The following is a 24,901-nucleotide window of genomic DNA, read 5'->3' on the forward strand; positions in this document are numbered from 1 at the left end:
CCTTCACAAATTTTACTTCTTCACCACAGGCCAGTCATCCGTGCGGAAGGGCGAGGCGGGCAATCCAGCGCCATTGGCGAGGCTGTAATCAGGCCAATCTTTCCAGGCGTAACGAACGGCCACGGGTTGGGAGACCTCGGGGCTGCTGACGACAACCGTCTCGCCGACGATCTTGGCTTCAGCAGGTTTCCACTGCTGATCGGCGGCGGCGATTTGGAAGCCGGTGAGGGGGCCGCCGGTGATGGATTTCAGGCCGCCGTTGGCATGTTTAAAGGAGATGGTGATGGCGTTGCCGGTGATTTTCGAGTCTGCGGGCAGTGGGCCGCTGGTGGCGGGGACGTCTTTGCCATACACGGTGCCGAGAGCCCAGAAGGAGAGACGCTTGCCGACGTCTTGTTTGTTCTTCGGATGGATGTCCTTCGCATCGCCGAGGTCGATGGTGATGGCCATGCCGGTCTTGGGCAGCGCGAGCGTCTTCAGCATGGATTCGCGCACACGCGGCCAGCCTTCACCGGGCGAGGTGAAGTTCGGGAGCTGCACCCACGCGAAGGGCACCTCGTCCTGCCAAAGCGTGCGCCAGCTTGTGACGAGCTGCGTGAGCTGCTTGTGGTAGAGGCCGGGATTGCTGTTGGCATTGCCTTCGCCTTGATACCAAAGCATTCCACGCAGCGTGTAAGGCAAGAGATTGACCACTTTGCCGTTGAAGAGGCCGCTGGGGCCGCCTTTGAGCTTCCACATCGCCAGCGGATCTTTGGGCGGCGGGACGACGAAGGGAGTGCCGTCGGCTTTCGCCTTCTCGGAGGCCTTCTTCCAAATGGCGAGCTGCTTCTCATGCAACGCGGGCGCTTGCGCGGGATCGAACTTCCGGTGCGCGTCCAGCCGCGTGTCGTAGTTCGCCTTTGTCTCGGGATCGGAGGACTGCGCCTCGGCGGCGACCCACGACTCGATGGGCGTGCCGCCGACGGAGGTGTTGATGAGGCCGACAGGCACGCCGACTTCCCGGTGAATCTCGCGACCAAAGAAATACAGCGCTGCGGAGAAGCCACCGACGGTGTCCGGTGTGCAGATTTGCCATGCGCCTTTGCCCTCGGCCTGCGGTGTGTCGGAGGGGCCGGAGCTTTCGCGATAATGGCGGATGAGCGGATACTTCGCGGCGGCTTTTTCGGCATCGAAGTGGTAACAACCCGCCACGGTCATCGCCATGTTCGACTGCCCGGAACCGAGCCAGACCTCGCCCACGAGCACGTCCTTCACCTCGACCTTGCGCCCTTCGTTGCCGGTCACGAGCAGCGCACGCGGCTCTGCGGAAGCAGCGATGGCATCGAGCTTCAGCGACCACTTGCCATCCGTGCCGGTGGTGGCGGTCTTCGACTGCCCTGCAAAGGAAACGGTCACGGACTCTCCCGCATCCGCCCAGCCCCACAGCGCGACGGGCTTTTCGCGTTGCAGCACCATGTGATCGGAGAAGGGCGAGCCAAGGCGCAATTCAGCGGCGTGCTGGAGTGAAGTGCCAGCAACGAGAATGGCGAGAATGGTTAACAAGGGTTTCATCGGTGGATGGAAAGACGGTGAGGGATGCGGATGGGTGTCAGGATCAGGGAGTCGCCGGAGCGGAATCAAAAAACGCGAATATCTCGGTGTGTTTGCTTCCCAGTCCCGATCATGAAAGCGGCTGTGTCAGCGTGCCCGCCTTCACCACGCCGCCTTGCATCACGGCGAGGAGGTTGTCGCGGTTTTCGAGGATGCGGATGTCCTTCATCACATCGCCATCGACGACGAGGACATCGGCGAGTTTGCCCTTTTCCAGCGTTCCGAGCTCGTGGGCGCGGCCCATCATCTTCGCGCCGCCTAGGGTGGCGCATTTGATCGTATCGAGCACGCTGAAGCCGACGTAGTTCACGAAGAAGGTCAGTTCCTGCGCGTAAGTGCCGTGCGGGGTCCAGCCAAAGCCGTAATCACCGCCGAGGCCGAGCGTGCCGCCGGCTTTGAGCACCATTCGGGCGCTTTCGGCTCCAGCTTCGAGCGTTTCTTGATGGCCGTCGAGCACTCGCTGCGAGAGGCCGAAGTCTTTGCCGCGCTCCACGCTGAAAAGCTCAAAGCCGAGACCGGGGCACATCGGCACGTTGCGCTTGAGCAGGAGTTCGAGGCATTCGTCGTCCATGAAGGTGCCGTGCTCGATGGCATCGTAACCGGCCTTGAGAGCGTTGTAGATGCCATCGCGGGCACGGCAGTGGCCGGTGACTTTGAGGCCGTGATTGTGCGCGGTGGCGACCACGGCATGCATTTCATCAAAGGTCATGCACAGCGTGTGGTGATCATTGATGTCGGGAGAGGCCGCATCGCCTGTGGGATAGGTTTTAACCCACTCGATGCCGTCTTTGACCAGTTTGCGCACAGCCGTGCGGGCCTGCTCGGGGCCGTTCACGATGAAGACAATGCCTTCCATGCCGATTTTCCGATAGTCGGGGTTCCAATCCATCAAGCCGCCCGCACCGCAGATCTCGCGACCACTCGCGCTGAGTCGCGGACCGGGGATCATGTCCTCCTCGATGGCCTTTTTCATCCATACGTCGATGTTGTGAAGGCAACCGCCACTGCGGGCGCTGGTGTAGCCGCATTCGAGCGCCGTATTCGCATTCACCGCCGATTGCAACGTGACGTATTCGACCGGGAACTTGATGTCGAGGTCCTGCAGCTCGGTGACATTGAAATAAGTCAGGTGAATGTGCGCCTCAATGAGCCCTGGCATGATGGTGCCGCCCTTCGCGTCGATGACGCGGGCATCGGGTGCTGGCGGTGCCGCGGCGGCAGGACCCGCATAAGTAATGAGGCCATCCGTGACGATGACGGCGGCATTCGGGACCGGCGCGGCGCCGGTCCCGTCGATGAGCTGGCCGTTGGTGATGAGAGTGGAGCCGGGTTGGAGCTTCATGGTGCTCCGAGGCTATCTTTTGGGCCTGGCCTTGGATAGAACAGAAGCGGCAGCGCTTGGAACATTCGCGGCGGCGTATTCGGCGCGGTAAGCCGATGGCGTGGAGCCGGTAACGCGTCGAAATTCACGCGTGAGGTGGCTTTGATCCGCGAAACCGCAGCGCTGCGCGATGGCGGCAATCGATTCACGCGTGTCCACCAGCAGGCGACAAGCAGTCTGGATGCGCAGGCGTTTGAGGTATTGCTGCGGCGGCAGGCCGTATTCACGCACAAAGGCCCGCTCGAAGGCCCGCGATGACATGCCGGCGGCCTTCGCCATCTCCGCATTCGTCACCGCCCTGCCAAGCCGCTGCGTCATCATGGAAATGACCACGCCGAGGCGGATGTCCTCCCGTTGATCAATCTGCGCGGCATCCAGCACGCGCGTGATGCCCGCGGTGCCGACTGAGCGGCCTTTCGCGTCGCGCACCTGGCGCTTCGTGGTGAAGCTCCACGAGGCCGTGTGGTCGAAACGTCCGATCAACTCCAGGCGGCCCTGCACCGTCTGCCCGGCGAGCACCGCCTCGTCTCCGGCGAGGAATTGCGCCGCGAGATGCGGTGGCGAGAGATCGTGATCCGTCTTCCCCAACACCTCGTCGAGCTGATGCAGGCCGTAGTTGAGCAAAAAGGTGCGGTTGACCCACAAGTAGCGATGCCTGGCATCCTTGATCCAGGCCTGCACCTCCGGCAGCAGGTCAAAAAGCTCGCAAAGCGCGTCGTCAGGCGAGACGGAGATTCCGGATGTTCTGTGACGACGGCGTTTCATGCGGCAGCTAACAACGTGCCGCGCGGACATGCTGCATCATGCGTGCATAAAAAAGGCGGAGCCAAATGAGCGGCTCCGCCTGGCGCTTAATCCGGGGTTAGCAAGATCACTGGCGCACTTCCTTGATGTGCTTGTCGGGAGCGGCATCGAAGGCGGCCTTGCTGGCGGCGTCGGCGAAGGCGACCTGGCGGCTGTAGCTGACGGTGATGGCGGGGTCGGACTTCTTCTTGCTGAGCGGGCACTGGCCGCTAACGGCGCCGAGGATGTTGTTGAGGTAGGCCTTCGGGGTGGCGGTGAACTGGGCTTTGCACCTGTTGCAGCAGACGGCAACGGTCTTGGTGTAGGTGCTGATGATGGCCGGGTTGGCCGGCTTACCGGAGATGGGGCAGACGGTGTTCAGGGGCTCGGCGGCAGAGGAAAAACCTGCCGAGAGGCCGAGGGCAACAACGAGGGTGAGGATGTGTTTCATGGGGTGAAATGGAAGCGGCCTTGGGATACGAATTCGCGCCCTTTTTCGCAACTGAAACTTTGACTGCGCCGGACTCGGCAGGGGTGGCGGCCTGCCAAGCGTTGATTGACACCTCCGGGCACGGACCTGGGCTCACGGGCATCAACCTCTACGTCAGCAATCTGCCTTACACCCTGACGGACGAGGAGTTCCAAGGTGTCTTTTGCCGCCCATGGCCAGGTGGCCTCCGCACGCGTCGTCAAAGACCCCGAATCCGGCCGCTCGCGTGTGGTCGAGGCGCGTCCGAAGGAAGACCACCCGCCGCGTGACTCTCGTGGCAGTCGGCATCCGTGATCAGTTTTTCGGCTGATACTTCGGATAACGTTGCTGAAGCTGCTGGAGCATCTGCTTCGACTGCGCTGCATCTCCTGCTTTTTCCAGGGCCTTGGCGGCTTTGTAGAGCGCGTCGGGCGTGACATCGGGATCCTCGTAAAACTGGCTGGGCACGGCGTATTTCGCGGCGCCGGCCTTCCATTTCTCGATAGCGGCGGCCTGCTGGCCATCGGCGGCCAGCTTGTCGCCCTGGGCGGAGAAGATGTCTCCCTCAAGGATGAGCAGCTCGGCCTGAAGCTTGCCGTCCTTGACGACCTGCAGCGCCTGCTGGGCGACTTGATCGGCCTGGGTGAAATCGCCTTTGCCGAGCAGGGCCTTGCCCTTGGTGAGCTGGGCACGGGCGGTGGCTGCGGCGTCAGGGCTGGATTTGAGGAAGTTTTCAGTGGCCTGGATGCTGGCGTCGAATTTTCCGTTCTGGAGCTGCGCCATGCCAAGGACATTCCATACGACGGACTCGGTGTTTTCCGGGATCTGTGGCGTGACGGCGAGTTCGAGGAAGCGTGCGGCACGTTTGAAGTCGTCGCTGCTGTAAAGTTTGAGGCCGAGCCATTTCAGGATGTTCGGGGGCACCACGCCGTCGGATTTGGCCTGCAAATAACTGTCGATGGCCTTGGCGAGGTCGTCGGCATTTTGGCGTGCGTAGTGGCAGAGGATGATGAGCTGGCTGGATTTTTCGAGGTAAGTCTTGCTATCGATCTCGATGGAGCGTTGGAGGGCGGGGACGGCCTTGTCGTAGATTTTCTGGTCGAGGTTGCCACGCCCGATGCCGTAGTAGGCTTGCGCAGCGGCGGCGGTGGTGGGGAATTTTTTCAGCAGCGTCTCGAACGCGGTGACGGTGGCCTTCGGATCCTTCTGCTCCATGGCGATGAAGCCGAGTTGCAGCCAGGACAACTCACAGGCGTCAGATTTCGGAAATTCCTTGGCGACATGCTCGAAGTCCGCCTTCGCCTTCGGCAGGTCGCGTGCGTCGCGGTTGGCGAGGCCGCGGCGGGCGTAGGCCTTCGGGATAAACTCGTGCTGGGGGAACTCGTTGATGAAGCGGGTGAAGGTGCCGACGGCCTCCTGGTGGCGTCCGGCCTCGCCTTGGGCCCAGCCGGTGTTGAAGAGCGTGCCGGGTCGCAGCTTCTCGGGAAGTTTTTCGAGGTTGACCTCATTGTAGCTCAACGCCGCCTGCTGGAAGTCGCCCTTGTTGAAGTAAAAGTCCGCGCGGATGAGGCGTGCGAGCGAGAGATACTCGTGATCCGCGTGTTTTTGCGCGTGACGGGTGATGAAGGCGGTGGCGAACTCGCCGAGGTCCTTGTCACTGAGAAGATAGAAGCAGTAAAGCTTCCAATAGCCCGCCTCGAAGGCCTCGTCGGAGTCGGCGTGGTACTGCTCGATGAGTAGATAAACCTCCACGGCGCGGGCATAGCTTTTGCGCATGCGGTGCGAGTGACCGACGAGCAGGAGCATCTTCGCGCGCGAAGGGCCGGGCGGCAGCACTTCGGAGTTCTTGTTGTAGTAGTCGATGACACCGTCGTAGTCTCCCTTCGTGAAGAGAGCCTGAATGACGCCGACAAGGGCGATGCCGCGGTTCGCCTCGCTGGTCTCGGCCATTTGCAGCGCCTTCTGGAACATGGCGATGGACTCGTCCGGCTTTTTCAGCTCGGCGTAGAGAACGGCGGCGCGGATGACCGCCTCGGCCACGATGGCGCGGTCGGCGCTGGTTTTGACGAGCTCGTCAAAGATCGGCAGCGCCTCGGCCTTCTTGTCCTGGCCGAGGTAGATGCTGCCGAGCGTGAGGAGCGCGGTTTCGCGGTAAGGGTTGTCCGTTTTGACCGCGATCACGCTGCTCAGAGCGGCGGTTTGCTTCTCCTTGTCGCCCGCCATTTCGAAGGCGCGGCTTTTGTTGTAGGCGGAGGCCAGCCTGACCTGCGGGTTCTTGTGCTTGGTCTCGCTGAAGGCGAAATGTTTGGCCGCGTCGGCGAATTTGGAGTCGTTGAAGCGCATCGCGCCGAGTCGGTAGGCGGCGGAGGGCGCGCCATCGCTGGCAGGATAGCGGTTCACAACCTCCTCGTAATAGCCGGCGGCCTGCTTGAGCTGGTTCTGCTTCATGTAGCACTCGCCTATGCGGAAGAGCGCGTCCGACACCTGCCTGCCGCTCGGATATTGCTGGAGATACTTGGCGTAGCTCTGCGCGGCCATGCCCCACTCCTGGCGATCATAGGCCAGCGTGGCGAAGTCGAACATGTCATCATCCGGCCCTTTCGTTTTCGGCGGGGCGGGGCGGTCCTTCGGATCATCGAGCACGGGCTGCGCCTTTGGCGGCTGCGGCGGACGCACGGGGATTGCTTTCGGGATGGGCGCGTCATCCTCCACGGGCAGGGCGCGTTTCGGGGCCTCCTGCGCCGCGACGGAAAGCGTGGCGGAAATACAAAGCGTTGAAACGAGGCGGCGCATGCGGAGGCGTGAGACGGTTGGAGGCTGGGGGAAAGTCAATCTCACTTCGGCGTGGCGGCGGGTTGGTCGGCCTCCGGCTTGCGTGTGGCGAAGGCGATGTTCCAGATGCCGGCCTTCTGGCAGGTGTCCAGCACCTTGATGACGTGGGCGTAGTCTGTCACTTCGTCACCGCGCAGGATCACGGCCTGGTCCTTGTAGAGGGCGACGATGTTCTTCAACTTCACCAGGAGCTCATCAGTGGTGAATTTCTGGCCGTTCACGATGACCTCGCCGTCTTTTTTGATGTTGATGATGATCTCGCCGACGTTGCGTGACTCTTTTTCCTTCCCTTCGTCCGCGGCAGGCACGCTCACGTCCATCACCTGCTCCTCCTTCGCGTATTGGAAGGTCACGGCGAAGAAAATGACCAGCAGAAACAGCACGTCCACCAGCGGGGCGAGTTGCATCGGCGTCGGCTCGATGGAGTGTTGCTTTCTGAAATTCATGATTGGGAACGTTGCGAAGCGGGCAAATGATGAAATCAGAATGACGACTGACGAGCCTCACGGTGGAAGACAGCGGTATTGATCAATCGGGCTTGGTCATTCATTCGTCATTCCTCATTCAGGTTTCGACATTTCAAGCTCATTGTCCTGCCACGGCTCTCGCAGCCCGTTTATACTGCACCGCGAGGAGCGCCATCAGATGCGTCGTCGCAGCCTCCATTTCCGAGATCAGACGGTTCACCTTCCCGCGGAAGATGGCGTAGAAAATCAGCGCCGGAATGCCGATCACGAGACCGGAGGCAGTGCAGAGCAGGGCCTCGGACACGCCTTGCGCGAGACCGAGCTGGTTCGAGCCGCCGACGCCCTTGCCGGAGATTTCGTGGAAGGTCGTGATCATGCCCAGCGTCGTGCCGAGCAGACCGAGCATCGGTGCGACAGCACCCACGTCGCCGAGATAGGCAATGCGTGCCAGCAGCAGACTGGACTGTCGGTTGCCCTCGGCCTCAGTAACTTCCTTCACCTCTTCGAAACTCGCGGTCGGGTTGCGTGTGGCGAAGTCGAGCGTCTTTGCCGTGATGCGGGCGATGCACTCGTTGCGGCGGTTGCACACCGCGAGCAAACCCAGGTAATCCTGCTTGCGGATGAGCGCGTCGGCGGAGTTCATGAACGCATCGCTCACCACGGTGCCCTGGCGCACCGTGAAGGCAAATAGCACGATCATGAAAAACGCCACCATCGACAGGCCGATGAGCGGGTAGGCCATGACGCCCGTGCGGCGGACGAAACCGTCAAATGTCAGCGCGTCCGCATACGGGTTCTCCTCCAGGGCGGCGGCTTGTGCGGCAGCAGCGGACGGTGCGGGCGCGGGCTGCTGGGCCTGGGCGGGGACATTCATCGTGACGATGAGAGCCGCCAGCACGGCCAGGGCGAGGAGGATTTTTCGATGCATGAGGGGGCGATTGTAAACGTGAGCGACAGCCTTGCAAGCGGGCGGGTGGCTGGCTTTCGTTCACTTATGCCAGCAATTCCTGCACCACCTTGCACTCGTTCACGCCAGTCAGACGGAAATCGAGGCCCGCGTAGCGGTAGGTGAACTTTTCGTGGTCGAAGCCGAGGATTTTCAAGATCGTGGCGTGCAGGTCATGCACATGCACGGGCTTTTCCACGGCCTGGAAGCCGAATTCGTCCGTCGCACCATGCGTGTAGCCACCGCGCACTCCGCCGCCGGCCAGCCACATCGTGAAACCGTAGTGATTGTGGTCGCGGCCATGCTGCTTGCCCGCGTTTGCGCCGGGCGTCGGCAGTTCCACCGCAGGCGTCCGGCCGAATTCACCGCCCCACATCATCAGCGTCTCGTCCCACAAGCCGCGTTGCTTCAAATCGCTCATGAACGCTGCGATCGCGCCATCGGTCTGCTGGCCGAGCTTCCGGTGCTCGAGGATTTCGTCGTGATTGTCCCACGGCTGGCCCGCGCCGGTCCACAGCTGGATGAAACGCACGCCGCGCTCCAGCAAACGACGGGCGATGAGGCACTGGCGGCCGAAGGCGTGGTCGCCATACATCTTCCGCACCCACTCCGGCTCCTTCATTATGTCGAAGGCATCCGTGGCCTCCATCTGCATGCGGTAGGCCAGTTCGTAGCTCTGGACGCGTGCCTCGAGCTGCTGGTCGCGCTCACGTTCGACGAGATGCTTCTGGTTCAAAGCCTGAAGCAGGTCGAGCTGCCGGCGCTGCTGCTTCAAGTCGAGCGAGCCGTTCTTGATGAACTCCACGAGTTTTTCGACCCGCGTGTCCTCCGTGTTGATGTAGGCGCCTTGATATGCGCTCGGCAGGAAGGCTGACTGCCAGTTTTTCGTGCGCCGCGTCGGCATGCCGCCGGGGCACATCGAAATGTAGCCCGGCAGATTGTGATTCTCGCTGCCGAGCCCGTAGGTGATCCACGATCCCATCGTCGGGCGATTCAGACGGCTCTCACCGCTGTTCATCAGGCCGAGCGACGGCTCGTGGTTCGGCACGTCCGCATACATCGAGCGGATCACGCACAGGTCGTCGGCGAACTCGCCGGTCTTCTCGAAGATCTCGCTCACCTCCAGGCCGCACTGGCCGCGCTTGCGGAACTGGAAGGGCGATTTGAAGCCCGCTCCTGTCGGACGCTCGGTTTTGAGCACGTTCGGCAGTGGTTTGCCGTCGTATTTGTCCAGCATCGGCTTCGGGTCGAACGTATCCACATGCGACGGGCCGCCATTCATGAAGAAATGCACCACCCGCTTCGCCTTCGGCTCAAAATGCGGCTTTTTCAGCGCCATCGGGTCCAGCGTTGCCGCCCGGGCGGGCGCCTGGAACAACGAGCCGAGCGCCATCGAGCCAAAGCCCATGCCTGCGCGGCTGAGCAACTGACGACGGGTCAGGAACGCATGCTCCAGGTTTGGAGCATGATGTGAGATGAGGGAGTTCATTGGGGGGTGATGAAACAACGCGGACAGGTCGCGGCTGCTTTCGCACGGAAATTCGCCGGCCGACAGTCCGAGGTTGCCATTTCACGCCCCTCCTTTTCTATCCAGCCATGTTCAACTCCTGGTTCCCCGAATCGCAAGACCGCCTCCCGCTGACGTGGTGGAAGCAGCATCCCGTCTATCTCGCGGCCGTCGTCGCCCTCGCCGGCGCGGCCAGCATGGTTGTGTTCGCGGTCTTGGGGCCGGGGCTCATGGGCCATCTGGTATTCAGCTTTGATGCCGCCTTCCAGGAATGGCATCTCTGGACGCCGCTGACCTACGTTCTCGTCAATCCACCCGGGTTGTTCCTGCTGCTCGGGTGCTACTTGCTTTGGAATTTCGGCGAGGCCGTCGAGCGCCACCTGGGCCGCCGTGTGTTTGTGCGTCTTCTGCTGCTCCTGCTGGCCTCGTCGCCGCTGTTTGTCTGCTTGTTCCATCTGGCCGGTGTGCGCGGCATGGCCTGCGCGGGCATCATGCAGCTCGAGTTCGGCGTCTTCATCGCCTTCGCCACGCTTTATCCGCGGGCGAAGATCAGCATCATCATCCTCACCCTCGACGCCTGGGTCATGGCCGCCATTTTTGTCGGCATCAACGCGCTCCAATGCCTCGCCGCGCGGGATTGGGTCTCGCTGATCCTCCTCGCCGCCAACGTCGGCACCGCCTACGCCTTCATCCGTTATGAAACGGGCGCGTTCAAGCTGCCCTCCTTCCCGAAACCGGCCCCGAAAGCTCCAAAGCCCGCGAAAAGCGCCGCGCCGGCCGTCGATGACATCCTCGACAAAATAAGCCGCCACGGCATGCAAAGCCTCACCGCCGAAGAGCGTCGCATTCTCGACAAGGCGAGCGATGAAATGAAGCGCCGCGCCGGTTAACGCAGCACCACGCGGCACGGCGCTCCGTCCGCACCCTCGAGTTTGATCGGCAGGCAGATCAGTTCGTAGTAGCCGGCCTTGATCTCGGCGAGGTTCAGCCCCTCGATCACCCAGATGCCAGCGCCGAGCATGATCTGATGCGTTTCGACGACGTCCTTGCCGTAGCCGCCGATGCTGAGATAATCGACGCCGACGGTCATCACTTGTTGATCCACGAGATACTGCGCGGCGTCAGCGCGGATGGAGATGAAGTCCTTGTCGAACTCGTTCATCGCCCAGCTTCGCGTTGAGTTGCGCGTTTTGAAAAGCACGCGCTGTTTGGGTGAGAATTTGAGCTTCTTCAAATCATCCGCGGTGATCTGGTCCTCGCAGTCGAGCTCAAACACGCGGCAGCGCCCGATCACGGCTTCGAAAGGCATCTTCTCCATCGTCAGGCCGTCCGCGATGAAGTGACGCGGCGCGTCCATGTGCGTGCCGGTGTGCGCGCTCATCGTGAGGTGCGTCAGATTGCACACCGCACCGTCTTCCATGCGGTTCACGCGCTTGATGTGGCACTCGGGGTCACCGGGCCAGTGCACCATGCCGTCGCGGAGAGGCACTGAGACGTCTTTCCAGGGGCGTTTCATGATGGGAAGACGTTGACGGGCTGAACCAGCGACGCAAGAGCCGTTTCAGGCAACCCGTTTGCTCACAAGCATGAGCACCCCAGCCACCTCCCGCCGTCGATTCGTCAAAGCTGCCGCAGCAACGGCCTTCGGTTTCCAAATCGTCCCTCGTCACGTCCTCGGCGGCCCCGGATTCACGCCGCCGAGTGAAAAGGTGAACCTCGGCTGCATCGGCATCGGTGGTCAGGGCGGCGGTGACATCCGCGATCTCGATTCCACCGGCCTGGCGAACATCGTCGCGCTTTGCGATGTCGATCTCGATCACGCCGCCGGGACGATCAAAAAATACCCCGGAGCGAAGCTTTATCGCGATTACCGCGAATTGATCGAAAAGCAGAAGGACATCGACGCCGTGCTCGTCGCCACGCCGGATCATGTGCATGCGCCCGCCAGTATCATGGCCATGCGTGCCGGTCGTCATGTCTATGTCGAGAAGCCGCTCGCCCACACCATCGCCGAGGCGCGTGCGATGCGCGATGTGGCAAAGGAAACCAACCGCGTCACGCAGATGGGCAACCAGGGCCACGCCAGCGAAGGCATCCGCCTCACCCGCGAGTGGATTCAGGCCGGTGCCATCGGCAAGGTGACCGAAGTGCATGTGTGGTCCGACCGTCCCGGCAAATTTTGGGATTCGCAGGGCAAAGCCTATCCCACCGACACGCCGCCGTTGCCGAAGAACCTCGATTGGAACCTCTGGCTCGGCCCCGCGAAGGAGCGCCCGTATCATCCCGACTTCTGCCCACGCAAATGGCGTGGCTGGTGGGACTTCGGCTGCGGCGCTCTCGGTGACATGGCCGTGCATAACGCCGATCCCGCCTTCTACGCGCTCGATCTCGACGCACCCGACTGGGTCGAGGCTGAAAATGGCCCGAACAACAATCAGTCCTTCCCGGTTTGGAGCATCATCACCTACCACTTTCCCGCGAAAGGCAATCGTGGACCGGTGAAAATGGTCTGGTATGACGGCGGCAAGCTTCCGCCGCGCCCCGAGGGTCTCGAAGACACCCGCAATCTCGGCGACAACGGCATCTACTTCGTCGGCGACAACGGCTGCATCCTCGCCGGCGGGTGGTCCGGTACGCCGCGCATCGTGCCCGAGACGAAGATGCAGCAGTTTGTTTTGCCTGCGAAAACCATCCCGCGCTGCAAGAACGGCCACCGTCAGGAATTCCTCGAAGCCTGCAAAACCGGCCACCCGCAGGACGCGAAGAGCGGCTTCTGGTACTCCGCCCCCTTCACCGAATCGCTGCTCGTCGGCCTCCTCGCCGTGCGTTTCGGGAAACGCGTCGAATGGGACACCAACGCCCTCAAATCACCCAACACGCCCGAAGCCGACGCGATCATTCACAAGGCATATCGCGCCGAGTATGGCATTTGATCACGCCAGCAGCTTCGGCACCAGCTCTCCGGCGACTCCCGTGAGGCGCATGTCGAGGCCCTGGAAGCGCTGGCTGAGCTTCGTGTGATCAAAACCGAGCAGATGCAGCAGCGTGGCGTGGAGATCATGCACATGCACGACATCCTCGGTCGCATTGAAGCCGAATTCGTCGCTCTGGCCGAGCGTGAGGCCCGGCTTCATGCCGCCACCGGCAAACCACATGCTGAAGCAGTTCGGATGATGATCACGGCCATCGCTGCCCCCCTGCACCATCGGCGTGCGGCCGAACTCACCGCCCCAGATGACGAGCGTGTCCTCCAAAAGGCCGCGCTGCTTCAAATCGCGCACCAAGGCCGCGCAAGGCTGGTCCGTGAGGCCGCACTGCTGCTTCAAACCGCCGACGAGACCGCCGTGGTGATCCCAGGCCTCATGGAAGAGCTGCACAAAGCGCACGCCGCTTTCGATGAGGCGACGCGCCAGCAGGCAGTTGTTCGCAAACGATGCCTCGCCGGGCTTCGCGCCATACATGTCGAGGATGTGTTTAGGCTCCTTCGAGATGTCCATCAGTTCCGGTGCCGTCTGCTGCATGCGATAGGCCAGCTCGAAGCTGTTGATGCGGCTGGCGATCTCCGGATCGCCCACGACGTTGAGGCGCTCTTCGTTGAGCTGTTTCAACACATCCAGCGTGTCACGCTGCGTCGCATCATCGACACCTTGCGGGTTGTTCAGGAACAACACCGGCTCGCCGCTGCTGCGGAAGGGCACGCCTTGATACACGGTGGGCAGGAAGCCGCAGCCGAAGTTGCTCATGCCGCCGCTGGGGCCTTTCTGGCCGCTTTGCATCACGACGTACCCGGGAATGTCCTGGTTCTCGGTGCCGAGGCCGTAGAGCGTCCACGCGCCAAAGCTCGGCCGTCCGAAAATCTGCGAGCCGGTGCTCATCAGTATCTGTCCCGGAGCGTGATTAAAGGCGTCCGTCTTCATCGAGCGCACGATCGTCAGGTCATCGGCAATCTTCGCCGTGTGTGGCAGCAGTTCGCTCAATTCCGCGCCGCAATCGCCATGACGCGCAAACTTGAACTTCGGCCCAAGCAGCTTGCTGTTTGGATTGATGAACGCAGCGCGGTAGCCTTTGAGCAGATCGGCCGGCGGCAGCTTGCCATCCCACTTCGAAAGTTCTGGTTTGTTATCAAACAACTCCAAATGGCTCGGCGCACCGCCCATGAAGAGGTAGATCACGCGCTTCGCCTTGGCACCGTAATGCGGTTTCTTGACCGCCAGCGGATTCACCACCGCCGGAGCCGCTTTCGCCGCCAAATCCATCGCCGCGATGCTCGCCAAGCCCACGCCACACTCTTTGAAAAACCAGCGACGGGTGCGGTAGCGGGCATATTCGGCCTGGAGTTCGTGGCGGAGGTTCATGCGTTCGGATTGACGCACAGGAATCGGTTTTCCGCGAGTGTGTCTATCGCGGCGGCTGCGAAGCACAATGCCAGCGGCGGCTTTGTCCATACAGACGCATTCGAGTGAAGGATCACAAAGCCTGCCGTCGTTCCTCACGACCCATGAAGCTCCTGAGCATCGTCCTTTCGTCATTCGCCATTGCCTCACTTCGTTCGCTCCTGCGGAGCAGCACACGCTCTGCGGTGCTGGCTGTCTCGCTGTGCTCGGCTCTGGTTTCGTCATTCGCTGCGGAGCAGCGTCCCAACATCCTCTGGCTCACCAGCGAGGACCACGGACCACACATGGGCTGCTACGGCGACACCTATGCCACCACGCCGAACATCGATGCGCTCGCGGCGAAGGGCATGCTGTTCAAGCATGCGTGGTCCTGCGGCCCGGTGTGCGCCGCGGCGCGCACGACAATCATCATGGGCATGTATCCCCCCTCCACCGGAGGTGAGCACATGCGCAGCATGGCAGCGATCCCAAAGGGCACGAAGATGTATCCGCAGTTCCTCCGCGAAGCTGGCTACTACTGCACGAACAACAGCAAAGAGGACTACAACCTCACCAAACCCGAAGGCGTGTGGGACGAGTCCTCCGGCAAAGCGACATGGAGGAACCGCAAGGACGGCCAGCCCTTCTTCGCCATCTTCAACGAGCAGTGCAGCCATGAGAGCCAGCTGCGCAAACGCCCCCACGAGGCGATTCACGATCCCGCAAAGGTGCGCGTGCCTGCCTATCACCCCGACACACCGGAAGTGCGGCAGGATTGGGCGCAGTATTATGACAAAGTGACCGAAGCCGACGCCTCAGCCGGCAAGCGCCTCAAAGAACTCGAAGAAGCCGGGCTGGCCGCCGACACGATCGTGTTTTACTACGCCGACCACGGCAGCGGTATGCCGCGCAACAAGCGCTGGCCCTGCAACTCGGGTCTTCAGGTGCCGATGGTAGTCTATTTCCCGCCAAAGTGGAAACACCTCGCGCCGAAGGAATACGCGGCCGGTGCGAAGTCCGACCGCCTCGTGAGCTTCGTCGATCTCGCACCCACATTGCTCAGCATCATCGGCGTGCAGCCGCCGGAGTGGATGCAGGGCCACGCCTTCGCCGGCAAGTTCCAAACTGAGCCACAGCCCTTCATTTACGGCTTCCGCGGTCGCATGGACGAGCGCTATGACTGCGTGCGCAGCGTCACCGACGGTCGTTTCGTCTATGTGCGCAACTACATGCCACATCTCTCGCAGGCGCAGCATGTCAGCTATCAATTTGAAACACCGACCACCCGTGTCTGGCGCAAGACCTTCGACGACGGCAAGGCCACACCCGAGCAATCCATCTTCTGGCAGGAACCGAAGGCCGCCGAAGAACTCTACGACCTGCAAAGCGACCCCGACGAGGTCCACAACCTCGCCGCCAAGCCCGAGCACGCCGAAACCCTCGCCAAGATGCGTGCCGCACAGGAAAACCTCGCGCTGAAGATCCGCGATGTCGGCCTGCTGCCCGAAGGCGAGATGCATCAGCGCGCCGAAGGCACCACGCCCTACGACATGGGCCACGACGACAAGCTCTATCCCGTCGCCCGCATCTTGAAGGCCGCCGGCAGTGCCTCGTCGATGAAAGCCGACGCCATCGCCGACCTCAAAGCCGCTTTCAGTGACAAAGACAATGCCATCCGCTACTGGAGCGCCATGGGCATCCTGATGCGCGGCAAGGACGGACTCGCCGCCGCGCACGACGAGATGGTGAAAGCCGCCTCCGACAGCTCGACCTATGTGCAGGTCGTCGCCAACTGGTCGCTGGCCAAACATGGGAGTGATGCGGATCGCGCCGCCGCCTTGCCCAGGCTCGTCAATCTCGCGAACTGGAGCCAGCACAACGTCTTCACCACCATCAGCGCCCTAAACGCCATCGGCGACCTCGGCGACAAGGCGAAGCTCATCGCCGAGGAACTCAAAAAACTGCCCGCCAAAGGCGAATCACCCGACGGCCGCTTCGCAGGCTACGCCGCACGCCTTCTCGCGGACTTGAACGGCACCAAGCCCGCCTTTGAAGACGCCGGTGAGCCGCCTGCGAAGAAAAAGAAGGGCAAGGGGAAGAAATAGGCGGCGTCCATGACAAGGAGCGGGACTTGCCAAGTCCCGCCCGAACATGCGGCACTTGGCAAGTGCCACTCCTTGATTGAGCAAAAAGGCACGACCTCGCGGTCGTGCCTTTCGTGTTTCTAAATGTGGAGCCGATTTACTGCTTCGGCTTGGTGAGCATCTCGAAGTCGTCGCTGCGGAACGGCGTCACCGGCAGGCCGTCGGTGCTGAAAAGATTGCAGACCGGATTGTCGGCCCAGGCATAGCGGACGGCGACGGGTTTGGCGACGCCTGCGGCGCTGACTTCGACTTTGTCTTTGCCAATGATCTTTGCGGTGGCCCAGGCCCACTTCTTGTCCTCGCCGCAGATGACAAAGCCCTTCACCTCGCTGACATCGACAGTGCGCAGCGTGCTGCCGAAGGTATCGAGGGTGACGATCGCTTTGCCGTCCTTGAACTCGGCGGATTTGAACTCAGGGCTGCGATACGGAAGCTTCATGCCGTAGTCCTTGACGAGCGCCCAGCGGGCGAGACGCTCGGCCACATCGCGCTTGTTCTTCGGGTGGATGTCGTTCGCCTCGCCGAGGTCAATGATGACAGCCTGGCCGCCGTTTTTGATGACGTTCTGTGTTTTCGTCTGGCTCTCACGCAGTTCGGCCCACTGGCTGGCGGTGGCCTGCTCGGCATCGGTTTTTTCAGCCATGAAGTCGGCGAGCTGCACCCAGTAGAAGGGGAAATCGCCCTGCTGCCATTCCTTGCGCCAGTTCTGGATCATGAAGGGGAAGAGGCTGGCGTATTCGTAAGCGCGTCCGGCGTTGCTTTCGCCCTGATACCAGATCGCGCCCTTGATCCCGTAGCCGATGGTGGGCAGCAGCGCGCCGTTGTAGATGTTGCCGGGGCGGGCGTTGCCACGCAGCCAGCCATCGGGGGCCTGCGGAGCGCGTGCGGTGAAGGGTTTGCCGGCGGCCTTGGCTTCGTCAGCCTGCTTCTTCCACGCGGCGAGATCCGCCTCGTATTTTTGTTTGGCGGCAGGAGAGGTCAGGCGCGCCTCATTGGCCTTGGTGTTTTCCATCAGCAGCTTGAAGCGCGGATCTTTCGCCAGTTCGCCACGATTCACCCACGCCTCGGCGGCGCTGCCCCCCCAGGCGTTGTTGATGAGACCAATGGGAATGTCGAGCGTCTTGTGCAGCACACGACCGAAGAAGAAACCCACAGCGCTGAAGCCGCCGACGTTCTGCGGCGAGCACTCGGCCCACGCGCCTTTGAAATCGCTCTGCGGCTCCTGCGTGCCGACATTCGGCACCGTGATGAGGCGGATGTTGGGATGCTTGGCGGAGGCGATCTCCAAATCCGCATCCCAGGAGGCCTGCACGCTCCACTGCATGTTCGACTGGCCGGAGCAGATCCACACCTCGCCGACGAGCACGTTTTTCAGCTCCTTCGCGCTGCTGCCCTTGATTGAAATCGTCGCGGGTTGGGCGTTCGCGGGCACGGGATCGAGCTTCACGGTCCATTTGCCATCGGCGCCGGCCTTCGCGGTCTTGGTCTGGCCGGAGAACTTCACGGTGACTTCAGTTCCGGGAGCATCCCAGCCCCAGATCGGATTCGCAAGCTGCTGCTGCAGCACCATGTTGTCGCCGATGATGGCGGGGAGTTTCAATTCTGCGCGCGCGGTGAGAGCCAGCGCGGCCAGGAGGGTGGTCAGGGTCGTGAGTTTCATGGTCGGAATGACGGAGCGTGAACAAACGCGGGCCGCCCCGGCTTTTCCATCAAACTTTCGCCAACACGCTTGAACTCGCCGCCAGATGAGGCCACGCAGGGCCTTCACCGCCTCTGCAATGTCGGCCCCTTCGTCATTCGCCATTTTGGTTTCGTCATTTCTGCTCTGCCCCTTACTCCTGGCGGAGAGTTTTTACCGTGCTCCGCTCAGTTACAGCACGACCCGCGATCCTGATCCGCCGAAGTATGCGCGGCATGCGCCGGAGACCGGCATCGACTTCCTCAAAAGCGCCGCCTGGCTCGATCTCGGGCTCGATTACCGTTTTCGTTACGAATATCGCGACGATGACATCCGCCGCGCACAGGCCGGATTGGATGATCCCTTCCTGCATCGCACGCGGGCCTACGTCGGCATTCACGACATCCTCGATCCCTTCCGCTTTGCGGTCGAGATGCAGGACTCGCGCCGCTACCACAGCCGCTATCCGCGTGATAACCGCGATGTGAACGAGTTCGAGGTCATCCGGCTCTACGCGGAACTGCACTTCAAAGAACTGCTCGGCCGTGATGCGCGTGGAAATGCCCGCCCGTTCTTCATTCGCTACGGCATTCACAATTTCGAGTTCCTCGACCGCCGCCTCATCGGCAACAACCAATGGCGCAACACGGCGAACACCTTCCAAGGCTTCCACTCCTCCCTCGGGCAGGAAAACAACGACTGGCAGGTCGATCTCCTCGCCGTTCAGCCGCTGAGCCGCAGCCTCTATGATTGGGACCGGCCCGTCGAGCAGCAGTGGATGTATGCCGCCATCGGTCACTGGCGCGGCTGGGCGGAGATCATCACGCTGGAGCCTTACTACCTCGCCCTGCACCAGTCCGCGCACGCCGGAGTGCGGGAGCGCATGGTTCACAATCCCGGCCTGCGTGGCTACGGCATCATCGCAGGCACCGGCTTCGACTACGATGCCAGCTTCAACTACCAGTTCGGCCAGAACGGCCCGCGCAAAGTGCGTGCGTGGTCGGCCACCACCGAACTGGGCTACAGCTTCAAGCTGCCGTGGAAGCCGCGCCTCAGCCTCTTCTACGGCCATGCAAGCGGCGATCGCGATCCGAACGACGGCACCGACAACCGCTTCGAAAAATTCTTTGGCTTCGGCCGTCCTTGGTCGGCGAACGACTACATCGTCTATGAGAACATCCGCGCGCCGAAGCTCCGCCTCGAATGCGCTCCGTCCAAAACCTTCCGCTTCGACCTCGGCTACAGTTGGTACTGGCTCGACAGCGCCAGCGACCGCTTCGCCGGCGCGAACAACGTGCGCGATGTCACCGGCTCCAGCGGCAGCTTCATCGGCCACGAGTTCGACATCCGCACCCGCTTCAATCTTGGCGACAAAACCGAGCTGATCCTCGGCTACGCCCATTTCACGGCCGGAAACTTCACCACGAGCATGGTCCGCAGTGGCGACACCGATTTCGGCTACATCGAGTTCAGCCGACCGTTTTTTTGAGGACGGGGAGCGAGCCCTTCTTTAAAAATCCTTAATTCCTACTTGCTGAGTGTATATTCATCGTGCATGGGTTTTGCATGAAACTCACCAAACGAGGAGAATACGCGCTTCGCACCCTGATCCGACTCGGTATTGCCGACCGGCAGGGTGAGGGGGTCATTTCCGTGTCCACGCTCGCCGACCAGGAGAGGCTGCCGTTCAAGTTCCTCGAGGCCATCCTGTTTGAGCTGCGTCAGGCCGGTTACGTGGAAAGCCTGCGCGGCAAGCACGGCGGCGCACGCCTCGCGAAGCCGGCGAAGTCCATCAAGATGGGTGATGTCGTGCGGCTCATCGACGGCAAGCTCGCGCCCATCGGCTGCGCCAGCGAGACGGAGTATGAAAAGTGCTCCTGTCCTGATGAGGAGCACTGCGGGCTGCGGATGCTGATGATCGATGTGCGCAATGCCATCGCGAACATCCTCGACCGCTACACGCTCGACCACGTCGTCGAGGTCACGCTGCGAAAACAAGAACAGCAGGCCGCCGCGACACGAAAGACAACCGCCAAGAAAAAGACCTCCAAAACCCTCCACGCTGATCCCGCCGACGGCTTCCTCGCCGCGCTGCTCTCACCCGCCATCTGACGTGCCATGAGCCAGACCCTTGCCCCATCTTCCATCGAGCCCTGGCTCGAAATCGTCCGCCAGAAAGTCGCCGCCATGCGCTTCGGCTCCGTGCAGATCGTCGTCCATGAAGGACGCGTCACGCAGGTCGAAAGCACGGAAAAGACCCGCTTCGCCGCGGATGAAGCACCCGCCCCACGCCGCTCTTCGCGGCCTTGATTCCCTTTCCGCCTACTGCACCCGCAGGGGCCTCCGAAAACACTCTTGCTGACGCCGACCGGACCACCGGAAGCCGACGCCCGCAAGAACCATGCACCTCAACGCCAAGCACCTCCCGCACCGAACCCTACCCAGCCTCGCACTCCTCCTTCTCGGCCTCAGCAGCGCCTTCGCGCAGCCTTTTGAAGAGGATCATCCGCGCACGACACGGGGCACTTACTACCTCAATCCGCTCAGCTACAGCACCACGCGTGATCCTGATCCGCCGAAGTATGTGCGCAATGTGAGCGAGCTCGGCATCGACTCGCTGCTGAATGTGAACTGGCTCGATGTGGGCCTCGATTACCGCTTCCGCTACGAATATCGCGACGACGACATCCGCCGTGCCCGCGCAGGCCGTGACGAGCCCTGGCTGCACCGCACACGAGCCTACATCGGCATCAAGGAGATCATCGATCCCTTCCGCTTCGCGGCGGAGATGCAGGACGCCCGCCGCTACAACTCGAACTACCCTCGCGACAACCGCGATGTGAACGAGTTCGAGTTCATCCGGCTCTACGGCGAGCTGTACTTCAAGGATCTGCTCGGCCATGACGACATTGGCAATCCACGCCCACTCAGCATCCGCTACGGCATTCACAACTTCGAGTTCCTCGACCGCCGTCTGCTCGGCAACAACCAGTGGCGCAACACGGCGAACACCTTCCAGGGCTTCCACGCCAGCCTGGGGCAGGAAAGCAATGACTGGCAGCTCGATCTGCTCGCCGTGCAGCCGCTGTATCGCAGCCAGTATCGCTGGGATCGTCCCGTGGAGCAGCAGTGGCTCTATGGCGTCATCGGACACTGGCGGAAATGGCCGGAAATCGTCACGCTGGAGCCTTACTACCTCGCGCTGAGCCAGAGTGCTCATGCGGGCGTCGCGGAGCGGCTCGTGCATTCGCCGGGGATTCGCGCTTACGGCATCGTCGGCAGCACGGGCTTCGATTACGACACCAGTTTCACCTATCAATTTGGCCGCAATGGCTCGCGCTCCGTCCGCGCCTTCGCCTATGTGGGTGAGGTCGGCTACACCTGGGCCACGAACCCATGGAAGCCGCGCTTCAGCCTCTTTTACGGCCACGCCAGCGGCGATCGCGATCCCACTGACGCGGAGGACAACCGCTTCGAGCGCTTCTTCGGCTTCGGACGGCCCTGGTCGGCGAACGACTACATCGTTTATGAGAACATCAGCACGCCAAAGGCCCGCGTCGAGTTCAAGCCGCGGCATGATCTGCGCGTCGATTTCGGTTACAGTTGGTATTGGCTCGCTAGTGACAAAGACCGCTTCGCCGGTGCCAACAACGTCCGCGACGTGACCGGTCGCAGCGGCGGCTACCTCGGCAGCGAGTTCGACATCCGCGCCCGCTACGCCTGGAGCCCGAAGACCGAGATCATCGTCGGTTATGCCCACTTCACGAACGGCGGCTTCATCGAAAACAACGTCCGCCGCGGCGACACCGACTTCGCCTACTTCGAATTCAACCACCGCTTCTTCTGATCCCAACCTCTCACCACTCCAACTCTCCACCACTCCATCTCATCATGAAACTCTCTCTCATCCTCACCACCGCTCTTCTGAGCCTCTCCGCCCACGCCGCCGACTTTGAGCTGCTCAATGTCTCCTACGACCCGACTCGCGAACTCTACGCCGAGTTCAACAAAGCCTTCGCGAAGCACTACAAGGCCACCGCTGGCAAAAAAGTCAGCATCGACCAGTCTCACGGCGGATCAGGCAAACAGGCTCGTGCGGTCATCGACGGCCTCGAAGCCGATGTCGTCACGCTGGCGCTCGCCGGTGACATCGACGTGATCGGCCAGCAGGCTGGTTTGATCGCGAAGGATTGGCAAAAGCGCCTGCCAAACAGCAGCGCACCTTACACGAGCACCATCGTGTTCGTCGTGCGGAAGGACAATCCCAAGAACATCCAGGACTGGGACGACCTCGTGAAGCCTGGCGTGAATGTCGTCACGCCGAATCCGAAGACGTCCGGCGGCGCGCGATGGAATTACCTCGCCGCGTGGGCCTACGCGTTGAAGAAATACGGCAGCGAAGCGAAGGCGAAGGACTTCATCGCCGCACTCTTCAAGAACGTGCCCGTGCTCGATACTGGCGCTCGTGCTTCGACGACGACGTTTGCACAGCGGGGCATCGGTGATGTGTTTCTCTCCTGGGAAAACGAGGCCTGGCTCATCCAGCGTGAGTTTCCCGGCCAGACAAAGATCGTCATCCCCTCGCTGAGCATCCTCGCCGAGCCCACCGTGGCCGTCGTGGACAAGAACGCCGAGAAAAAAGGCACCACCGAGGTCGCGAAGGCCTACCTCGAATACCTCTACACACCCGAGGCGCAGGACATCATCGGCAAGCACTACTACCGTCCGCGTGATCCCGCCGCTGCCGCGAAATACAGCGCCCGCTTCCCGAAACTCACGCTTGTCACCATCGACGGCGACTTCGGCGGCTGGGGCAAGGCGCAGAAGAAGCACTTCGATGAAGGCGGCATCTTTGACCAGATCTACTCCGCGAAGTGAAACGCGGCTGACACACTCAAACCACCTCCACACGCCATGTCCTACTTCACCACCATCATCGAAGCCGTCGGCCGCACGCCGCTTGTGAAGCTCAACCGCATCTCGGCGGGCCTTCCGGCCACCATCGCGCTCAAAGGCGAGTTCAAGAACCCGCTCGGCAGTGTCAAAGACCGCATCGGTCGCGCCATGATCGAGGCGGCGGAGCAGAGCGGCGTGCTGCAGCCCGGTGGGCACATCATCGAGCCCACCAGCGGCAATACCGGCATTGCGCTCGCCTTTGTCGCCGCCGCGAAGGGTTATCCGCTCACGCTGACGATGCCGGAGAGCATGAGTTTGGAACGCCGCACGCTGCTGGCACTTCTCGGTGCCAATCTCGTGCTCACACCTGCGAAGGAAGGCATGAAGGGCGCGATCAAACGTGCTGAAGAACTCATCGCCGAGACACCCGGCGCATGGATGCCGCAGCAGTTTGAAAATCCGGCAAACCCGGAGATCCATCGCAAAACGACCGCCAACGAGATCTGGCACGACACTGGTGGTCAGATCGACATCTTCGTCGCCGCCGTGGGCACGGGCGGCACGATCACGGGCGTGAGCGAGGTCATCAAATCTCGCAAACCCTCGCTGCAATCCATCGCCGTCGAGCCTGCGGCATCGCCTGTCATTTCACAGACGCGTGCCGGACAGCCAGTGCAGCCTGGTCCGCACAAGATTCAAGGCACGGGCGCTGGTTTCGTGCCGAAAAACCTCAACCTCGGCATCGTCGATGAGGTCCTCCAGGTCACGAATGAGGACGCCATCGCCACCGCGCAGCGTCTCGCTCGCGAGGAAGGCCTGCTCGTCGGCATTTCCACCGGGGCGAATGTGTGGGCCGCGCTGCAAGTGGCCGCACGTCCCGCGAATGCCGGGAAGCTCATTGTCACCGTCGGTTGCAGCACCGGCGAGCGCTATCTCTCCACCGCCCTCGCCGATGAGGCACGCAGCAAAGTCACCGCTTGAAACCATGACACTCCCATCTCATTTGCAATTCACCGGCAGGCACGCGTTTCAGCGCGGCACCATCCCACTGCCATCCTCACGACTGATGACTGAAATCCACCCGAGCGAGCAACAAGGCATCTTCATTCCGAAGATCGTCAGCAAGCCGCTCAAACCGGGTTACGGCATCAAAATCGGCATCTTCGCCGGCATTCACGGCGATGAGGAGGCGGGCACGCTCGCCACGCAGGAGCTCATCCGCTGGGCCGCGGAGAAGCCGGAGGAACTGCACGACTACGAGCTGCATTTTTATCCGATTTGCAATCCCACCGGCCTCGCGCTCGGCACGCGTCACAGCCACAGCGGCCTCGATTTGAACCGCGAGTTCTGGTTTGGCTCTACCGAGCCGGAGATCGTCTATTTGGAGAGCGAACTGCGCCGCGAAAAATACGACGGCATCGTCTCGCTGCACTCCGATGACACCTCCGACGGCTGCTACGGCTTCGTCAGCGGCGATCTCCTCAGCGAGCACCTGCTGGAGCCTGCACTACAAGCCGCGAGCGAATTCCTCCCGCGCAACGAAGCGCCCATCATCGATGGCTTCCTCGCCTCACGAGGCATCATCAAGGAAGGCTACCTCGGCATCCTCAGCGCTCCGCCGGAGCAGAGGCCGCGTGCGCTGGAGATCGTCTTCGAGACTCCCGCGCTCGCGCCGATGCCGCAGCAGGTCAAAGCCACCGTCGCCGCCGTGAAGCGCATCCTCGCCGAATACCGCGAACTCCAGGCCTACGCCGCGAACTTGTAAAACGAGTTTTCCAACTCGTTCCACCGCGTCGCTCACTCCCAAACCCAACGAGTTAGAAAACTCGTTTTAC

The 24,901-nt window shown here is 61.8% G+C and carries 22 protein-coding genes; 11 read left to right on the plus strand and 11 right to left on the minus strand.

The genetic code is table 11. The annotated features are described in order from the left end of the window. Positions 1-12: 12 nt before the first annotated feature. The 4 genes from ACILSE_RS09300 to ACILSE_RS09315 form a co-directional block, all read right to left on the minus strand. The gene (locus ACILSE_RS09300; RefSeq protein ID WP_395717105.1) at positions 13-1,551 is read right to left on the minus strand and encodes a sialate O-acetylesterase; all 1,539 of its coding nucleotides are present in this window, start codon (positions 1,549-1,551) and stop codon (positions 13-15) included. Between the two features lie 109 nt (positions 1,552-1,660). Further along, the gene (locus ACILSE_RS09305; protein ID WP_395717106.1) at positions 1,661-2,932 is read right to left on the minus strand and encodes an amidohydrolase family protein; all 1,272 of its coding nucleotides are present in this window, start codon (positions 2,930-2,932) and stop codon (positions 1,661-1,663) included. 12 nt (positions 2,933-2,944) lie between these two features. Next, positions 2,945-3,736 (minus strand): helix-turn-helix domain-containing protein, encoded by a 792-nt coding sequence (locus tag ACILSE_RS09310; RefSeq protein WP_395717107.1) that lies wholly within the window; start codon positions 3,734-3,736, stop codon positions 2,945-2,947. A gap of 106 nt (positions 3,737-3,842) precedes the next feature. Beyond that, entirely contained in the window at positions 3,843-4,205 is a 363-nt protein-coding gene (locus tag ACILSE_RS09315; RefSeq protein WP_395717108.1) for a hypothetical protein, read from the minus strand. Between the two features lie 195 nt (positions 4,206-4,400). On the opposite strand from ACILSE_RS09315, the gene ACILSE_RS09320 reads away from it, so the two are divergent. Then, complete coding sequence (locus ACILSE_RS09320; protein WP_395717109.1) at positions 4,401-4,538, plus strand: hypothetical protein; 138 nt, start codon at positions 4,401-4,403, stop codon at positions 4,536-4,538. Here the strand turns inward: ACILSE_RS09320 and ACILSE_RS09325 are convergent, their stop codons facing one another. The 4 genes from ACILSE_RS09325 to ACILSE_RS09340 form a co-directional block, all read right to left on the minus strand. Then, on the minus strand, positions 4,539-7,016 hold the full coding sequence (locus ACILSE_RS09325) for a tetratricopeptide repeat protein (protein ID WP_395717110.1): 2,478 nt from the start codon (positions 7,014-7,016) through the stop codon (positions 4,539-4,541). A gap of 41 nt (positions 7,017-7,057) precedes the next feature. Beyond that, the gene (locus ACILSE_RS09330) at positions 7,058-7,501 is read right to left on the minus strand and encodes an ExbD/TolR family protein (protein ID WP_395717111.1); all 444 of its coding nucleotides are present in this window, start codon (positions 7,499-7,501) and stop codon (positions 7,058-7,060) included. Positions 7,502-7,640: 139 nt separating this feature from the next. Then, positions 7,641-8,450, minus strand: a complete 810-nt coding sequence (locus tag ACILSE_RS09335; protein ID WP_395717112.1) for a MotA/TolQ/ExbB proton channel family protein — start codon at positions 8,448-8,450, stop codon at positions 7,641-7,643. 64 nt (positions 8,451-8,514) lie between these two features. After that, positions 8,515-9,957: a DUF1501 domain-containing protein gene (locus tag ACILSE_RS09340; protein WP_395717113.1), complete on the minus strand. Its 1,443-nt coding sequence runs from the start codon at positions 9,955-9,957 to the stop codon at positions 8,515-8,517. Positions 9,958-10,064: 107 nt separating this feature from the next. Between ACILSE_RS09340 and ACILSE_RS09345 the strand changes: the two genes are divergently transcribed. Beyond that, positions 10,065-10,865 carry a rhomboid family intramembrane serine protease gene (locus tag ACILSE_RS09345; protein ID WP_395717114.1) on the plus strand — a complete coding sequence of 267 codons (801 nt, stop codon included), beginning with the start codon at positions 10,065-10,067 and terminating at the stop codon, positions 10,863-10,865. Here the strand turns inward: ACILSE_RS09345 and ACILSE_RS09350 are convergent. After that, positions 10,862-11,491: a cyclase family protein gene (locus tag ACILSE_RS09350; RefSeq protein WP_395717115.1), complete on the minus strand. Its 630-nt coding sequence runs from the start codon at positions 11,489-11,491 to the stop codon at positions 10,862-10,864. The genes ACILSE_RS09345 and ACILSE_RS09350 overlap by 4 nt on opposite strands. 70 nt (positions 11,492-11,561) lie before the next feature. Here ACILSE_RS09350 and ACILSE_RS09355 point away from each other — a divergent pair, with 70 nt between their 5' ends. Further along, a complete protein-coding gene (locus ACILSE_RS09355; RefSeq protein ID WP_395717116.1) occupies positions 11,562-12,908 on the plus strand; it encodes a Gfo/Idh/MocA family protein in 1,347 nt (448 codons plus the stop codon). Here the strand turns inward: ACILSE_RS09355 and ACILSE_RS09360 are convergent, their stop codons facing one another. Beyond that, entirely contained in the window at positions 12,909-14,330 is a 1,422-nt protein-coding gene (locus tag ACILSE_RS09360) for a DUF1501 domain-containing protein (RefSeq protein ID WP_395717117.1), read from the minus strand. 143 nt (positions 14,331-14,473) lie between these two features. On the opposite strand from ACILSE_RS09360, the gene ACILSE_RS09365 reads away from it, so the two are divergent. Further along, complete coding sequence (locus ACILSE_RS09365; protein WP_395717118.1) at positions 14,474-16,453, plus strand: sulfatase-like hydrolase/transferase; 1,980 nt, start codon at positions 14,474-14,476, stop codon at positions 16,451-16,453. 136 nt (positions 16,454-16,589) lie between these two features. Here the strand turns inward: ACILSE_RS09365 and ACILSE_RS09370 are convergent, their stop codons facing one another. Next, entirely contained in the window at positions 16,590-18,152 is a 1,563-nt protein-coding gene (locus ACILSE_RS09370) for a sialate O-acetylesterase (protein WP_395717119.1), read from the minus strand. An 85-nt stretch (positions 18,153-18,237) separates the two neighbouring features. Here ACILSE_RS09370 and ACILSE_RS09375 point away from each other — a divergent pair, with 85 nt between their 5' ends. The 7 genes from ACILSE_RS09375 to ACILSE_RS09405 all read left to right on the plus strand — a co-directional run bounded on the left by ACILSE_RS09375 (position 18,238) and on the right by ACILSE_RS09405 (position 24,831). Continuing rightward, positions 18,238-19,659, plus strand: coding sequence for an alginate export family protein (locus tag ACILSE_RS09375; RefSeq protein WP_395717120.1), 1,422 nt, complete (start codon positions 18,238-18,240; stop codon positions 19,657-19,659). Between the two features lie 77 nt (positions 19,660-19,736). Next, positions 19,737-20,282, plus strand: a complete 546-nt coding sequence (locus ACILSE_RS09380) for an RrF2 family transcriptional regulator (RefSeq protein ID WP_395717121.1) — start codon at positions 19,737-19,739, stop codon at positions 20,280-20,282. A 6-nt stretch (positions 20,283-20,288) separates the two neighbouring features. Further along, positions 20,289-20,480 (plus strand): YezD family protein, encoded by a 192-nt coding sequence (locus ACILSE_RS09385; protein WP_395717122.1) that lies wholly within the window; start codon positions 20,289-20,291, stop codon positions 20,478-20,480. Between the two features lie 91 nt (positions 20,481-20,571). Further along, on the plus strand, positions 20,572-22,017 hold the full coding sequence (locus ACILSE_RS09390) for an alginate export family protein (protein WP_395717123.1): 1,446 nt from the start codon (positions 20,572-20,574) through the stop codon (positions 22,015-22,017). A gap of 44 nt (positions 22,018-22,061) precedes the next feature. Then, complete coding sequence (locus tag ACILSE_RS09395) at positions 22,062-23,048, plus strand: sulfate ABC transporter substrate-binding protein (RefSeq protein WP_395717124.1); 987 nt, start codon at positions 22,062-22,064, stop codon at positions 23,046-23,048. A gap of 36 nt (positions 23,049-23,084) precedes the next feature. Beyond that, positions 23,085-24,047 carry a cysteine synthase A gene (gene cysK / locus ACILSE_RS09400; RefSeq protein WP_395717125.1) on the plus strand — a complete coding sequence of 321 codons (963 nt, stop codon included), beginning with the start codon at positions 23,085-23,087 and terminating at the stop codon, positions 24,045-24,047. 4 nt (positions 24,048-24,051) lie between these two features. Continuing rightward, a complete protein-coding gene (locus ACILSE_RS09405) occupies positions 24,052-24,831 on the plus strand; it encodes a succinylglutamate desuccinylase/aspartoacylase family protein (RefSeq protein ID WP_395717126.1) in 780 nt (259 codons plus the stop codon). Positions 24,832-24,901 lie beyond the last annotated feature (70 nt).

Origin of the sequence: Prosthecobacter sp., from assembly GCF_044236155.1 — a bacterium.
GTDB lineage: Bacteria > Verrucomicrobiota > Verrucomicrobiia > Verrucomicrobiales > Verrucomicrobiaceae > Prosthecobacter.

Bases quoted from the DNA above. Each gene is read 5' to 3' on its own strand.
- ACILSE_RS09370 (WP_395717119.1), bottom strand. From the start codon at position 18,152: ATGAAACTCACGACCCTGACCACCCTCCTGGCCGCGCTGGCTCTCACC.
- ACILSE_RS09350 (WP_395717115.1), bottom strand. From the start codon at position 11,491: ATGAAACGCCCCTGGAAAGACGTCTCAGTGCCTCTCCGCGACGGCATG.
- ACILSE_RS09335 (WP_395717112.1), bottom strand. From the start codon at position 8,450: ATGCATCGAAAAATCCTCCTCGCCCTGGCCGTGCTGGCGGCTCTCATC.
- ACILSE_RS09305 (WP_395717106.1), bottom strand. From the start codon at position 2,932: ATGAAGCTCCAACCCGGCTCCACTCTCATCACCAACGGCCAGCTCATC.
- ACILSE_RS09395 (WP_395717124.1), top strand. From the start codon at position 22,062: ATGAAACTCTCTCTCATCCTCACCACCGCTCTTCTGAGCCTCTCCGCC.
- ACILSE_RS09330 (WP_395717111.1), bottom strand. From the start codon at position 7,501: ATGAATTTCAGAAAGCAACACTCCATCGAGCCGACGCCGATGCAACTC.
- ACILSE_RS09385 (WP_395717122.1), top strand. From the start codon at position 20,289: ATGAGCCAGACCCTTGCCCCATCTTCCATCGAGCCCTGGCTCGAAATC.
- ACILSE_RS09325 (WP_395717110.1), bottom strand. From the start codon at position 7,016: ATGCGCCGCCTCGTTTCAACGCTTTGTATTTCCGCCACGCTTTCCGTC.
- ACILSE_RS09390 (WP_395717123.1), top strand. From the start codon at position 20,572: ATGCACCTCAACGCCAAGCACCTCCCGCACCGAACCCTACCCAGCCTC.
- ACILSE_RS09345 (WP_395717114.1), top strand. From the start codon at position 10,065: ATGTTCAACTCCTGGTTCCCCGAATCGCAAGACCGCCTCCCGCTGACG.
- ACILSE_RS09375 (WP_395717120.1), top strand. From the start codon at position 18,238: ATGAGGCCACGCAGGGCCTTCACCGCCTCTGCAATGTCGGCCCCTTCG.
- ACILSE_RS09310 (WP_395717107.1), bottom strand. From the start codon at position 3,736: ATGAAACGCCGTCGTCACAGAACATCCGGAATCTCCGTCTCGCCTGAC.
- ACILSE_RS09380 (WP_395717121.1), top strand. From the start codon at position 19,737: ATGAAACTCACCAAACGAGGAGAATACGCGCTTCGCACCCTGATCCGA.
- cysK (WP_395717125.1), top strand. From the start codon at position 23,085: ATGTCCTACTTCACCACCATCATCGAAGCCGTCGGCCGCACGCCGCTT.
- ACILSE_RS09315 (WP_395717108.1), bottom strand. From the start codon at position 4,205: ATGAAACACATCCTCACCCTCGTTGTTGCCCTCGGCCTCTCGGCAGGT.
- ACILSE_RS09355 (WP_395717116.1), top strand. From the start codon at position 11,562: ATGAGCACCCCAGCCACCTCCCGCCGTCGATTCGTCAAAGCTGCCGCA.
- ACILSE_RS09365 (WP_395717118.1), top strand. From the start codon at position 14,474: ATGAAGCTCCTGAGCATCGTCCTTTCGTCATTCGCCATTGCCTCACTT.
- ACILSE_RS09340 (WP_395717113.1), bottom strand. From the start codon at position 9,957: ATGAACTCCCTCATCTCACATCATGCTCCAAACCTGGAGCATGCGTTC.
- ACILSE_RS09405 (WP_395717126.1), top strand. From the start codon at position 24,052: ATGACACTCCCATCTCATTTGCAATTCACCGGCAGGCACGCGTTTCAG.
- ACILSE_RS09360 (WP_395717117.1), bottom strand. From the start codon at position 14,330: ATGAACCTCCGCCACGAACTCCAGGCCGAATATGCCCGCTACCGCACC.
- ACILSE_RS09300 (WP_395717105.1), bottom strand. From the start codon at position 1,551: ATGAAACCCTTGTTAACCATTCTCGCCATTCTCGTTGCTGGCACTTCA.